Consider the following 14325-nt stretch of genomic DNA (forward strand, 5'->3'; position numbering starts at 1 on the left):
CATCCGCAACTTGAGCAATAAATAAAGCACGGCTTTATTTTGCAGCGCAAGGCATGAGGTGTATACACCGCAAGATTGGAAAAGTACAGTTTCTGCGATTTATTAATTAATAAAAGATATTTGGCGAGTTTTGCGGTGAGGCGCACTGCGCCGCAAGATGCCTTTCTTGCGAACTCAAAATATATTTTGAGGCTTCTCATTTGGGCTTATCCAAAGTAATAGATGAGCTCCAAATATTTGATTTAAAAAATATAAGACTCCGTCGTAAAGAATTAAAAAGTTAAGGAGTTTATTACAAAACTCCTTAACTGACTGGCACTACTTATCTAAGGTGCTATTTTTTTATTGCAAATCACCATAACGCTCCTTACATCATTATTAACTTTACTCAGTTCAGATTAAACAACATTTGCGATCCTGTTCAGCTTCTGCATAATAGTGATATAAAAAACAATCCAATACAAAAATGGAAAATAGAATGAATCAATATATTAATAAACCAACATCTGCATTTATTGCTGCAAGTTGGGTTGCTCTAATTGCAGGTGCAGCAGCATATATGATCGGTTTGTGGAATGCAGACATGCTGCTCAACGAAAAAGGTTATTATTTAATTCTCATTTTATATGGTTTATTCGCAGCAGTATCCTTGCAAAAAATTATCCGAGACAAGCTCGAAGGCGTTCATGTCACCGCTATTTATTTTGGGCTATGTTGGGCTTCCATTGTGATCTGCATTGCACTGCTGAGCATTGGTTTATGGAATGCTTCACTTGAATTGAGTGAAAAAGGCTTTTATATCATGGCTTTTTTACTGAGCTTATTTGGTGCAGTTGCCGTACAAAAAAATATTCGCGATTTAGACTATCTTAGAATGCATACACAGCCACCCAGTGTGCCGCATTATTCACAAACATCCTTTGAAAATATAGAACATGATGATGAAAAAAATTAAGGTGTGTTAAAGCATAATCTTTTTTGCAGCGTCTTGATCCTAGTCAAATCCTCTATGACATTTAAAAATAGGGCTTACTGTCTCAGAACAAGCCTTATTTTTATGATCAGCTCATCCAGTTTCACACGCAAGATTATCAATTTTAAGCAAAAATAGTTTCGCATTTCCATCCACACCATGATGACGATGACTGACCAGATTCCAGAAAAATCTTTACCAAAAGTTCTATCTTGGATATACCAATGAATTGCAGAACCAACTGCAATGAAGTAAAAACAAGAAAGGATATGAAAATGGTTAACAAGAAAAAGAATCCATTGGATGGTTTCTTTCAAAACTCACTCGATTTTTTTCAGAATTTTAAAGGGGAAATCGTTGCCGCTGAAGATATCAAACGATTTGATTTTTCAGGTTTAAATGTGGCTATTATTGGTGCAAACCAAATGACTGTGACGTATCTTGCGCAAATTTGTAATGATGCTAAATTGGTTAAAGTATTTCAAATCACGCCACATTTTTTATTACCTCAGACAGAAAAAGGAATACATAAACTCCTTTCACACCCTTTGATTATTAAAAATCGTCGTTTATTTAACAACCGAATCAAAGCATTATTGGCTATTCGTTATCTTGAATCACAAGTTCAAGATAATTGGTTAAAACGACAGCTAATGCCGAATTCGGCTTCTGAACATAAACTTTTTCTAAAATCAGATACTTATTATTCAGCGTTACAACGTGAAAATTGCAAACTCATTACTTGGCCCATCGTTAAAATTACCGATCAGGCAATACAAAGTATGGATGGTACTGAACATAAAGTGGATGTCATTATTAGCACTTACTAAAATTTTAAAGATAAAAAAGAGGTCAATTCATCTTGACCTCTTTTTTACATCAACTTATTTTACTGTGCCGATATATTGATAATTGTTGTTATTTTTTTGATAGCGTAAGTACTTACCCGTTGGTTTGGTATTTTGATCTAACAATTTAATATCAATAAACCTCAAATCCTTCGAAACACGAATATAATCCCCTTTACGTTCAGCATCATATTGACAGTTATAATCCACACTAATCGTATCTAATTTTTTAGTTTTGGTTTGGAAAATTGATACTGGATTCAACTGATTTTTCTGCTGTTTATAAGCTTGTATTTGATAAGCACCAACACAACTATCGCCTTTATAGTAACTTTGAATTAAATAAATAGGCTGTCCAGACATCGTGATTTGATCAACACTTCGAATAAAACCAGTTTCAATCGCTTGAAGTTTCTTTTTGGGCGCATTTTTAAACTGTGCATAAGATGAATATGTCCCCATAGTGCCACCACCGCCAACATCAAAAGTATAGGTTTTAAGCAATTGATCAGGCGTGTAGCGAATACTTAAGCCAAAGTTTTCGGTAAGTTTGGGAAAGCGATAAGTATAACTATCTGCATTTTTTTCAATCAGTTTCACCACATCACTTTCGAATTTTTGATTGACTGTATAAAAGTCTTGCACAGCATATTGTGTATAAATCTGTTGTTCTAAAGCACTTAAAGTTGTGGTATTGGCATAGCTATGGCTTAAAAAACCAACAGACAAAACACTAAAACCAGCTATTTTTAATATCTTTTTCATATTAACTCATCCATTATCTTTGTTATTTATGGCATGAAATAAGAGCCTACACAAAGACTCTTATATCTATAGAATAATGTAATGACAATTAACCTATACGACGTTTCAAACCCGTCATTTGTAGAACACGTGTTGAAATTTCCTCAATCGACATTTCAGAAACATTCAAATATTTAATCCCCTCAGAAATATAAATCCCCTCAACGGCACGAAGCTCCATCTGACACTGACTGAAACTTGCATAACGGCTATTGGCTTTACGTTCAGAACGAATCGCTACAAGCCTTTCTGCATCAATCATTAAGCCAAATAACTTATGTTTATGCGCTTTTAATACAGCAGGCAAACGATTGTCATCCAAGTCTTCTTCAGTCAGTGGATAGTTTGCTACACGAATACCAAACTGTAATGACAAATAAATTGAGGTTGGCGTTTTGCCTGAACGCGACACACCAATTAAAATTAAATCTGCTTTATCATAATGACGTGTACGCGCACCATCATCATTGTCTAGCGCAAAATGAACCGCATCAATACGGGCTTTATATGACTCTGAGTCGGTCACTGCATGGGTTTGCCCGACTAAAGTTGTAGGAGGAGTACCTAAAACCTCAGACAACTTACCAATAAGACCTTCAAAAACATCAAGATTTACCGCATTTGCAGTATTAATAATATCGCGTACATACGGGTCTACAAGAGTATCAAACACCAAAGGTTGCTGCCCATCACGATCAGCGCGTTGATTAATTTCTGCAACCACATTCATGGCTGCTTCTTCAGAGCTAATATAAGGAATAATATGAATGTCAAAATTAACATGAGGAAATTGCGCTAACAGTGAGTGTCCAAGGGTTTCAGCAGTAATTGCTGTACCATCAGATACAAAAAATACACTACGCTTAATTTGTTTACCTTCTGACATTAAAATTCTCCTTAAATATTTGTCTAAGTGCTATAAAATCTTTATAGTAAACTGATCTTATATAACTTTCGCTTAGTAAAATCAAAATGCTAAGTAGATTTGTTATAATTTCATGCAAGATAGTGATTAATACTGCAAAAGTGGAGTAACAACATTGGAAGCGCGCGTAATTGGTCTAGAAAAATTAGGGAAACACGACGTTGAACTTGTAGGTGGGAAAAACTCATCTTTAGGTGAAATGATCAGCCACTTATCCAATGCTGGTGTATCAGTGCCAGGTGGCTTCGCAACGACTGCTGCTGCTTATCGTGAATTTCTCGAGCAAAGTGGCCTAAACGCTAAAATTCAGGCAGAGCTATCAACTTTAAATGTTGATGATGTCAATGCTCTTGCAGAATCTGGCGCAAAAATTCGCCAATGGATCGTCGATACTCCGCTTACAGCCGAACTTGAAAAAGAAGTTCGCAACGCATTTGCAGACCTTTCTAACGGCAACCCTGAAATCGCGGTTGCCGTTCGTTCATCTGCAACTGCAGAAGACTTACCAGATGCTTCTTTTGCGGGTCAGCAAGAAACTTTCTTAAACATTCGCGGCATCGACAATGTATTGATCGCAATTAAAGAAGTTTTTGCTTCACTTTATAATGACCGTGCAATTGCATATCGCGTACATCAAAATTTTAAACATGAAGTTGTAGCCTTATCTGCTGGTATTCAACGCATGGTACGTTCTGAGACAGGTGCTGCGGGTGTAATGTTTACACTAGATACAGAGTCTGGTTTCCGTGATGTTGTATTTATCACTGCATCTTATGGTTTGGGTGAAATGGTTGTTCAGGGCGCGGTAAACCCTGACGAATTCTACCTTTCTAAACCATTATTAAACGCAGGGAAACATTCAATCCTACGTCGTAATCTTGGCTCTAAACACCAAAAAATGATTTATGGTGAAGAAGGCTCTACAGGTAAATCAGTTGTTGTTGTAGACGTTGAAAAACAAGATCGTCAACAATTCGCACTGAATGATCATGAGCTTCAAGAACTTGCTAAACAAGCGTTGATCATTGAAAACCATTACGGTTCACCAATGGACATCGAATGGGCGAAAGATGGCGACGATGATCAAATTTATATCGTTCAAGCACGTCCAGAAACAGTAAAAAGCCGTGAAAATGTCGGCACAATGGAACGCTACCTACTTAAACAAAAAGGTACTGTTGTTTGTGAAGGTCGTTCAATTGGTCAACGTATCGGTTCTGGTAAAGTTCGCATCGTAACGTCAATTAAAGAAATGGACAAAGTACAACCAGGTGACGTTCTTGTCTCTGACATGACTGACCCAGATTGGGAACCAGTCATGAAACGTGCTGCTGCCATCGTGACGAATCGTGGTGGTCGTACATGTCATGCTGCAATTATTGCACGTGAACTTGGTGTTCCAGCAATCGTTGGTTGTGGTAATGCAACAGAAGTATTGACTGATGGTCAAGAAGTGACTGTTTCTTGTGCTGAAGGCGATACAGGCTTCATTTATGAAGGCTCTTTAGATTTCGAAATTCAACGTAACTCGATTGAATCTATGCCTAAACTTCCGTTCAAAATCATGATGAACGTAGGTAACCCTGACCGCGCATTCGACTTCGCAACTATTCCAAATGAAGGTATTGGACTTGCACGCTTAGAATTCATCATCAACCGTATGATTGGTGTGCATCCAAAAGCATTATTGAACATTGATAGCCTTCCACGTGAAACACGTGCTGCGGTCATGGCACGTACAGCAGGTTACTCTTCTCCAATCGAATTCTATGTCGAAAAATTGGTTGAAGGTATTTCAACTCTTGCCGCTGCTTTCGCTGACAAACCTGTGATTGTTCGTATGTCTGACTTCAAGTCAAACGAATATGCGAATCTCATTGGCGGTAAGTTATACGAGCCAGAAGAAGAAAATCCAATGTTGGGCTTCCGTGGTGCAAGCCGTTATGTGTCTGACAATTTCCGTGACTGCTTCGAACTTGAATGCCGCGCATTGAAGAAAGCGCGTGACGAAATGGGTTTAACCAATATTCAAATCATGATTCCTTTTGTACGTACAGTTGCAGAAGCAAAACGTGTTATTGAACTATTGGCGCTTAATGGTCTTAGACGTGGTGAAAATGGCCTTAAAGTCATCATGATGTGCGAATTACCAACCAATGCATTGTTAGCTGAACAATTCCTTGAGCACTTCGATGGTTTCTCTATCGGTTCAAACGATTTGACTCAATTAACACTTGGTTTAGACCGCGACTCTGGTATCGTTTCTCACCTGTTTGATGAGCGTGATCCTGCTGTTAAAGCATTACTCTCTATGGCAATTCATGCATGCCGTAAAGCAGGCAAATACGTTGGTATTTGTGGTCAAGGCCCTTCTGATCATCCTGACCTTGCTCGATGGTTGATGGAACAAGGCATCGAATCTGTTTCATTAAATCCAGACTCAGTTTTAGACACTTGGTTCTTCTTAGCAGAAGAAAAGACTAAACAAGTTTAATAAAACGTGTTAAAAAAAGACCCACTAGTGGGTCTTTTTTTATCCATCTTTTAAGATTTAGTTTTGAGAATTCAATTTTATGCAAATTTACTTGGCACGTGATAATCAACAAGCGGGTCCATACACCTTAGAGCAACTCAATCAAATGCTCGCGAGTCAGCAAGTCATGCTCACTGACTTAGCTTGGCACCAAGGTATGCCAGAATGGAAAGCTTTAGGTGAATTAACCAAGGGTAAACTTGTATATGAACCTGTAGGTTATACTGCCCCAACCCCTTTTCTCGAAAAGACACCTTTACAAAATGCAACTATGAGTAAAGTACAATCTGGGAAAAAACCAACTCAAAACAGCGAACTTGCTTCCATTACTACCCGTATTTTAGCAAAAATTATCGACTTATTATTGTGGTTACCCGCAGCAGCTATTCCTTCATTTTTTCTAAAACCTGACCAATTTAATCAATTGTCTGATATTCAACAAAAGATGCAATCTGCTGACACATCAACTCAAGCTGTACAATTACAACAGGAATTATTTACCCTTATTCCTATAGAAGCTTGGCAAGCCATGTTTGTATACATCATCATTATGCTAGGTATTCAAGCCTTCATGTTGGCAAAATCTGGGCAAAGTATTGGTAAAAAACTCACCAAAATTAAAATTGTCGATGCCGAAAATGGTGAAAAAGTCAGTCTGATGCGTGTCTTCACTTTACGTAGTTTTATCTTCATTATTTTAAATATGCTCTTTATGCCGTTGATCACAATTATTGACCATGTTTTCGCATTGAGCGAAAAACGTCAAACTTTACATGATAAATTAGCTAAAACCAAAGTGATCAAACAATAAACATCAAAAACAGGGATGATTTTATCTCCCTGTTTTTCCCCAGAATATTGATATTAAAATAATAATTTTCATCTTAAAACTTTAATTCCGAGTAAAAAAATCAGTTTTTATAACAGTCATTTAAAGCCACTTTACATATAGCTTAGTTCAACAATATGAGGCATAATGCCCTACAACGTAGCGGTGTCTCATGATTGGGAAGGATTTTCTATGCTTAGAATTTCTAAGTGAAAATAAATATTTCCAATCATGCGACACTTTAATCGCTATCCCATATTAAATTAGGGAATGGGACTCTTCACCGAGGTTGTAAAATGAGACAAACGATTTTAGCTGTATTGTCTTTATCTGCGATGGCTGCACTCTTAACTGGGTGTGGCGGTGATATGGTACTTCTAAACTCAAAAGGTCCAGTTGCTGAAGGTCAAAGTAACCTGATGATGACTGCGATCTACTTAATGCTTTTGGTGGTAATTCCATCAGTTATTATGGCATTGTGGTTTGGTTGGAAATATCGCGCGTCGAATAAAGATGCAGACTATAAACCTACTTGGGCACACTCTACCGCTATTGAAATTATAGTTTGGGGTGTTCCAGTCATTATTATTGGTATTCTAGCTTGGTTAACTTGGTGGGGTTCACACAAGTATGACCCTTACCGCCCGCTCGAATCAGATAAAGCTCCGTTAACTGTTCAAGTTATTGCTGAACAATTCAAATGGATCTTTATTTATCCAGAACAAGATATTGCAACTGTTAACGAAATGCGCTTTCCAGAGAAAACTCCGTTAAGCTTACGTATTACGTCTAACTTCACAATGAACTCGTTCTTTATTCCTGCATTGTCTGGTCAGATTTATGCAATGGCGGGTATGCAAACTCACTTGCACATGTTAGCAGACACGACTGGCGTATTCCGTGGTTTCTCTTCTAACTATTCAGGTTATGGCTTCTCACAAATGCGCTTTAAAGCTCATTCTGTAACAGATGCACAGTTTGCCAATTGGGTAGCAGCAGTTAAAGCAGGTAATGGTACTTCAGTTAACCCTGAAGCAATTCAAAAAGGTATTTTAGACCAAACTGAATTTGCAACCTTACGTGACGGCAACCGTGGTAAGCACCAAATCGAAGCATTAGTAGCAAAAGCGACAACTCCAGAAGAAAAGGCTGCTGCTGAAGCAATGAAGCCTTATCCGACTAAGCCACACCCAGTGACTTATTATTCTTCAGTTGAGCCTAAATTGTTCGAATCCGTGATTAACCGATACATGAGCAACTACCATGGTGCTGATCACTCAGCAACTGTAGGTCATGAAGCTGCGGCTTCTGACGCTCATGCAAATGTTGAGCATGCGACTGCTTCTGTAGAGGAATAAGACATGAGCTTTTTAGGTAAGTTAGGACCAGATGCAATTCCATACGATCCAATCGTATTGGTAACTGTTGCAATGATGATCCTAGGTGGCCTTGCTGCTGTTGCAGGGATCACCTACTTTAAAAAATGGAATTACTTGTGGACTGAATGGTTCACTTCTGTAGACCATAAAAAAATTGGTATCATGTATATCTTGGTATCTGTAGTCATGTTACTTCGTGGCTTCGCAGATGCAATCATGATGCGTCTTCAGCAGTTCCTCGCACGAGGTGGTGGTGAAGGCTATTTACACCCTGAACATTACGATCAGATTTTTACTGCCCATGGCGTAATTATGATCTTCTTCGTTGCAATGGGTCTTGTTGTCGGCTTAATGAACATCTCTGTACCTTTACAGATCGGTGCTCGTGACGTTGCCTTCCCATTATTGAACTCTTTAAGCTTCTGGTTATTTGCCGGCGCTGCGGGTCTCATGATGGCCTCTCTTGCACTTGGTGAATTCGCTGCGACTGGTTGGATGGCTTATCCTCCTCTTTCAGGTATCGAATATTCTCCTGGCGTAGGTGTAGACTACTACATTTGGGCACTTCAGGTTTCAGGTTTAGGTACTCTTTTAACGGGTGTTAACTTCTTTGTTACCATCATTAAAATGCGTGCACCTGGCATGACACTTATGGATATGCCGATCTTTACTTGGACTGCACTTTGTACGTCTGTATTGATCATCGCATCTTTCCCAGTGTTAACTGCAACGATTGCAATGTTAACCCTTGACCGTTACTTCGACTTCCACTTCTTTACAAATGACTTGGGTGGTAGCCCAATGTTGTATGTAAACTTGATTTGGACTTGGGGTCACCCAGAAGTATACATCTTAGTATTACCAGCATTTGGTATTTACTCTGAAGTTGTATCCACTTTCTCTCGTAAAGCATTGTTTGGTTACAAATCAATGGTTTATGCGACTATTGCGATCACAGTACTTGCGTTCGTAGTATGGGTTCACCACTTCTTTACAATGGGTGCTGGTGCCAACGTTAACGCGTTCTTCGGTATCATGACCATGGTTATTGCGATTCCGACTGGTGTGAAAATCTTCTCTTGGTTATTCACCATGTACAAGGGTCGTATTACCTTTACAACACCAATGCTATGGACACTTGGCTTCCTTGTGACTTTTGGTATCGGTGGTTTAACAGGTGTATTAATGGCAGTTCCACCAGCGGACTTCTTAGTACATAACTCGTTATTCTTGATTGCTCACTTCCATAACGTAATTATTGGTGGTGTAGTATTTGCAATGTTCGCAGGTATCATTTTCTACTGGCCAAAAATGTTTGGTTGGAAGCTCAATGAAGCTTGGGGTAAAGCAGCTTTCTGGTTCTGGTTCTTCGGCTTCTACTTTGCATTCATGCCACTTTATATCCTTGGTTTCATGGGTATGACACGTCGTCTGAATACATATGACAACCCAGAATGGGATCCATACATCGCTATCGCTTTGTTTGGTGCTATCCTTATCGCGATTGGTATTGCATGTTTCTTAATGCAAATCATTGTTGGTTTCTTACAACGCAACGACAATCTCGATTTGACTGGCGATCCATGGGATGCTCGCACATTAGAGTGGGCTACTTCTTCACCTGCTCCGTTCTATAACTTTGCTCATGTACCACAAGCTGACGGTATCGACCGCTTCTGGACTGACAAAGAAAACGGTGTTGCATACGCGCGTCCTACGTCGTATGAAGATGTACACATGCCAACTAATCGTGCTGCTGGTTTTGTTATTGCAATGTTCATTACTGTTATGGGCTTCGCTTTAATCTGGCATATCTGGTGGTTAGCTGCTGTTGGATTCATTGGTGCTATCGTTTCGTTTATCGTAAGTTCATTCACGAAAGAAGTGGATTACTATGTGCCTGCTGCTGAAGTAGAACGCATTGAAAACGAACGCTATGCGATTCTTGAAAAACACTTGAAGAAGGACTAAGACAATGGCTGAAGTACTTCATCACGACAACCATGGACATGATGATCATCACCACGATGATACCGACATCACCGTCTTTGGTTTCTGGACTTACTTGATGAGTGACTTGATCCTATTCGGGACACTCTTCATTGCGTTCGCTGTATTAAGCAGTCACATTCCAATGGGTACTCCAAGTGCAAAAGAGCTTTTTGGTGAGTCTTTAGGTTTCGTTTTAACTGAAACTTTCGCTCTCCTTATCTCTTCTGTAACATTCGGTTTTGCCGTACTTGCTGCATACAAAAAAAATGTTAGCCAAGTTTTAACTTGGTTAATCATTACATGGTTATTTGGTGCTGCCTTCATTGGTATGGAACTTTATGAGTTCAATCACTTAGTTCATGCTGGTCATGGCCCAAGCACAAGTGCGTTCTTATCGTCGTTCTTTACATTAGTAGGTACGCACGGTATTCACGTAACTTCGGGTTTGGTATGGATGATCATTTTGATGATTCAAATCAAGAAAAATGGTTTGACTCTTCCAAACACTCGTCGTCTTGCTTGCCTAAGCTTGTTCTGGCACTTCCTTGACATCGTTTGGATCTGTGTATTCAGCGTCGTTTATTTGATGGGAGTTCTCTAATGAGTCACGATCACAACTCTGCTGGTGCATCGCACGGTAACGTGAAGCAATATACTATTGGTTTCATTTTGTCAGTTGCTCTTACTCTTATTCCTTTTGGAATGGTTATGAGCGGTGGCTTTGGACGTGGTATTTTGGTTACTGTAATTGCTATTACTGCAGTTGCTCAGGTTCTTGTACAGCTCATGTTCTTCTTGCACATGAACTCGTCTTCTGAACAACGTTGGAACGTGATTGCATTTATCTACACAGTACTGTGTATTGCGGTATTGCTCATTGGTTCTGTATGGATCATGAACTACCTTCACTACAACATGATGATCTAAACTGATTGTCATGCTGAAAAAGTATATATTCCTGACTAAACCAGGAATTCTCTTTGGTAACTTTGTTACCACTTTGGGCGGCTATTTCTTAGCCGCTCAAGGTTCTGTAGATTTCCTTTTATTGCTTATTACCCTCCTTGGTACAACTTTAGTTGTTGCCTCTGGTTGTGTGGTCAATAACGTTATTGACCAAGACATCGACCACAAAATGCAGCGCACACAAAACCGCGCTCTAGTTCAAAAAACGATTTCTCCCTCTATTGCTCTAGCTTATGCTTTTGTATTGGGTGCGATTGGTTTTAGCATTTTATGGTTCTGGGTAAATGCGTACGCTTTTTTATTTGCGGTGATTGGTTTTGTAGTTTATGTGGTTTTTTATAGCCTCTGGACAAAACGCACAACAATTCACCAAACCGTTATCGGAAGTATTTCTGGTGCAAGCCCACCAGTGATTGGATATACCGCTGTTAGCCATGAATTTGACTTAGCTGCCTTAATTCTTTTTATTGGTTATGCACTTTGGCAAATGCCACATTCGTGGGCAATTGCAGTATATCGTTTTGATGACTACAAAAATGCAGGTGTTCCGATTCTTCCTGTAGCACGTTCTATTTTACGTACTAAAATTGAATCACTGATTTATGTTGTTTTATTTACCATCTCGATGAATGCTTTATATGTATATGGTTATACAAATTGGCTTTATCTTGTCATTCTAAATGCGTTATGTATTTACTGGTTTTATATTGGTGTACTTGGATTTAAAGCTGAAAATGACCAACTATGGGCAAAACGTTTTTTCCTATTTTCGGTTATTCTCATTACAATTGTGAGTTTATGCTTTAGTTTCACTTCGCAAGTACCCGCAACAAAAATCGTGTTTTTTTAAAAAAGATAGAGTTCTACTCTATCTTTTTTTTATTTTTTACTTCTAGAATTATTTCACTACAACAATCAAGTTGCTAATATTACAACCAAAATTATAAAGTTACTTTTTCCATATGAATTCTAAACTTAATATATTACGCCACACTATTTTTACTTCTTTATTTCCAGTATGTATTTTTTATTCAAACTTTGGCTATGCTGGTGCTGACACTTCCTGTGAACCCAGCACCGCCCTTCAAAACAACGAATATACAGCTTGTAATAATTTACCCGCCCTTACGCCTGCCAACGACAACCAAACCAATTTATTATTATTACTCAGTGATTTAAATTTAGTCAGCATTTCAATCACAACTGAAAAAAGCTCGCTTTGGGATACCAGCTATAGTGATGTTCCTTTTGAAACCAAACAACTCACCTCATCTGCTCAAAATAGATCATCCAATGCACGTAAGTTTGTGGCAACAGATATAGATCCTTATCAAGAACATTGTAATTCCATGACCAAAGGTGGTTCTGATTTTATTCAACAGGTGAAAAATGATCAAACCGTACCTACAGCCGAAAAAGAAATCTTAATTCGTGAACGCAACAAAATTTCTGAATGTGAAAAACAAATTAGTTTAATTAATGTTAATCCAAACTGGGCAGTGACCACTCGTCAATATGCATCCTATTTAAATGCAACAATTGCTTTTTATAATACCAACTTTTCTACAGCAACTAAAATTTACTCACTATTAACCAATATAAACAATCCTTGGTTAAAAGAAACAGCTCAGTACATGCTTATTCGCAGTAATCTAAATGCTGCTTTTCAAAGTGGCGTTGGGGAATATGGCGATCTTCAACGAGAGAAACTCAATCAAACCCTACTTAAAGCATTCTTTAACAGTATCACTCAATATCTAACGCTATACCCAAACAGGGAATATGCCGCCAGTGCACGTGGCCTATTACGACGTGGTTACTGGTTAAGTGGTCGACATGATTTATTGGTTAATGAACTTGCATGGCAAATTAACAACCCCAAATCGAAATTTTATAATCTTGAAATGGATAATATCGCTTATGAAATAGATCGCCATGTTTTTCAAAATACTAACTTTAAAGTTCAAAATTTAAAGGACCCTCTGTTTCTGGCCATTTATGACTTAATGCAAATGCGTAAGCCAGAAACAGTAGATGATAAAGTCATCACATGGACACAGCTCAATAGTCAAAAAGAAACATTTAAAAACCAACCTAAACTGTTTCAGTATTTACAGGCCAATCATTTATTCTTTATTCAAAATAAACCGCAAGAGGCCTTAAATTTACTTCCTAAAGATAATCCCAGTGCTATAAACAACTATCTACAACTCAGTCAGGTTTTTCTAAAAGGAAGAATTATTGAAAAATTAGAAAAGCCTCAATCTACACAACACTATTGGGAATCCTTCCTCGCAAAAGCAAAAACAGCTGATCAACGTGGGTTATTTGAATTAACGCTATATCCTTATTATTTAAAACAACAAAATGTAGATGCTTTTATCGGTTCAAATGCCAAAATTAAACAGGCCTCTTTACAAAAAAGCTTTATTTCTGAATCTGCCAATGAAGATAGTCTGATGAAAATCATTCAGACCACAACAAGTACAGAGCATAAAAATTTAGCCTTATATACAGCCCTAAATAAATCTTTAGTCCATCAAAATTACCATTTATTTAATCAGGCTTATGCAGCCCTACCAAACCATATTAGCCAGTTTAATCATACCGAAAACACTGCTGAAAAATTTCGTAGTCAGCCACCTTTAGCCAATTTTATTTGGAAAGGAACAACCATTACCCCACAAATCAAGTGTTCTGATTTAAAAACCTTGACTCAAAAACTGGCAGACACCCCTCAAGACTTAAATTTACGACTATGTTTGGGTGAATATTTTAGAAGTGAAAATGGTTATATGCTCAGCGCATTCACTTATAGCGAGAAGCAAAACCCAACTTTCCAAGGTTCTATATTCACTCGTGGACAAGTCTATAAAGATATAATTAAAACTCAGCCCAATGGTGAATTAAAAGCCTACGCACTTTATCGTGCAATCCAATGTTATGCACCCTCAGGTTTAAATGATTGCCAAGATCAAGAGGTTGAAAAATCCGTAAGAAAACAATGGTTCGATCAAATTAAACGTGATTATCCCAATACAACTTGGGCAGAATCATTAAAATTCTATTGGTAAAT

Annotated in this window: 12 protein-coding genes; 10 read left to right on the plus strand and 2 right to left on the minus strand. The window is 38.2% G+C overall.

Translation table 11 applies throughout. From position 1 onward, the window contains the following. Positions 1-478 precede the first annotated feature (478 nt). Positions 479-955 carry an inner membrane protein YiaA gene (gene yiaA, locus B9T30_RS07555; protein WP_086184438.1) on the plus strand — a complete coding sequence of 159 codons (477 nt, stop codon included), beginning with the start codon at positions 479-481 and terminating at the stop codon, positions 953-955. A gap of 293 nt (positions 956-1248) precedes the next feature. Beyond that, entirely contained in the window at positions 1249-1803 is a 555-nt protein-coding gene (locus B9T30_RS07560; RefSeq protein ID WP_086184439.1) for a flavoprotein, read from the plus strand. Between the two features lie 54 nt (positions 1804-1857). On the opposite strand, the gene B9T30_RS07565 is transcribed toward B9T30_RS07560, so the two are convergent. Together B9T30_RS07565 and B9T30_RS07570 are read right to left on the minus strand one after the other, a co-directional pair. Then, positions 1858-2586, minus strand: a complete 729-nt coding sequence (locus tag B9T30_RS07565; RefSeq protein WP_086184440.1) for a hypothetical protein — start codon at positions 2584-2586, stop codon at positions 1858-1860. 88 nt (positions 2587-2674) lie between these two features. Beyond that, the gene (locus B9T30_RS07570) at positions 2675-3511 is read right to left on the minus strand and encodes a pyruvate, water dikinase regulatory protein (RefSeq protein ID WP_004648838.1); all 837 of its coding nucleotides are present in this window, start codon (positions 3509-3511) and stop codon (positions 2675-2677) included. Between the two features lie 154 nt (positions 3512-3665). Here B9T30_RS07570 and ppsA point away from each other — a divergent pair, with 154 nt between their 5' ends. The 8 genes from ppsA to B9T30_RS07610 all read left to right on the plus strand — a co-directional run bounded on the left by ppsA (position 3666) and on the right by B9T30_RS07610 (position 14323). Next, positions 3666-6044 carry a phosphoenolpyruvate synthase gene (gene ppsA / locus B9T30_RS07575; protein ID WP_086184441.1) on the plus strand — a complete coding sequence of 793 codons (2379 nt, stop codon included), beginning with the start codon at positions 3666-3668 and terminating at the stop codon, positions 6042-6044. Between the two features lie 79 nt (positions 6045-6123). Continuing rightward, positions 6124-6894, plus strand: coding sequence for an RDD family protein (locus B9T30_RS07580; protein WP_086184442.1), 771 nt, complete (start codon positions 6124-6126; stop codon positions 6892-6894). Between the two features lie 314 nt (positions 6895-7208). Then, a complete protein-coding gene (cyoA, locus tag B9T30_RS07585) occupies positions 7209-8270 on the plus strand; it encodes a ubiquinol oxidase subunit II (RefSeq protein WP_086184443.1) in 1062 nt (353 codons plus the stop codon). 3 nt (positions 8271-8273) lie between these two features. Next, a complete protein-coding gene (gene cyoB, locus B9T30_RS07590; RefSeq protein WP_004648833.1) occupies positions 8274-10262 on the plus strand; it encodes a cytochrome o ubiquinol oxidase subunit I in 1989 nt (662 codons plus the stop codon). A gap of 4 nt (positions 10263-10266) precedes the next feature. Further along, positions 10267-10884, plus strand: coding sequence for a cytochrome o ubiquinol oxidase subunit III (cyoC, locus tag B9T30_RS07595; RefSeq protein ID WP_004648832.1), 618 nt, complete (start codon positions 10267-10269; stop codon positions 10882-10884). Further along, the gene (cyoD, locus tag B9T30_RS07600) at positions 10884-11210 is read left to right on the plus strand and encodes a cytochrome o ubiquinol oxidase subunit IV (RefSeq protein ID WP_004648831.1); all 327 of its coding nucleotides are present in this window, start codon (positions 10884-10886) and stop codon (positions 11208-11210) included. The genes cyoC and cyoD overlap by 1 nt, the downstream gene beginning before the upstream one ends. 10 nt (positions 11211-11220) lie before the next feature. Further along, entirely contained in the window at positions 11221-12099 is an 879-nt protein-coding gene (gene cyoE, locus B9T30_RS07605) for a heme o synthase (RefSeq protein WP_086165857.1), read from the plus strand. 112 nt (positions 12100-12211) lie between these two features. Then, positions 12212-14323 carry a hypothetical protein gene (locus B9T30_RS07610; RefSeq protein WP_086184444.1) on the plus strand — a complete coding sequence of 704 codons (2112 nt, stop codon included), beginning with the start codon at positions 12212-12214 and terminating at the stop codon, positions 14321-14323. Positions 14324-14325 lie beyond the last annotated feature (2 nt).

The sequence above is a fragment of the Acinetobacter sp. ANC 4973 genome (assembly GCF_002135275.1).
Taxonomy (GTDB): Bacteria; Pseudomonadota; Gammaproteobacteria; order Pseudomonadales; family Moraxellaceae; genus Acinetobacter; species Acinetobacter kyonggiensis.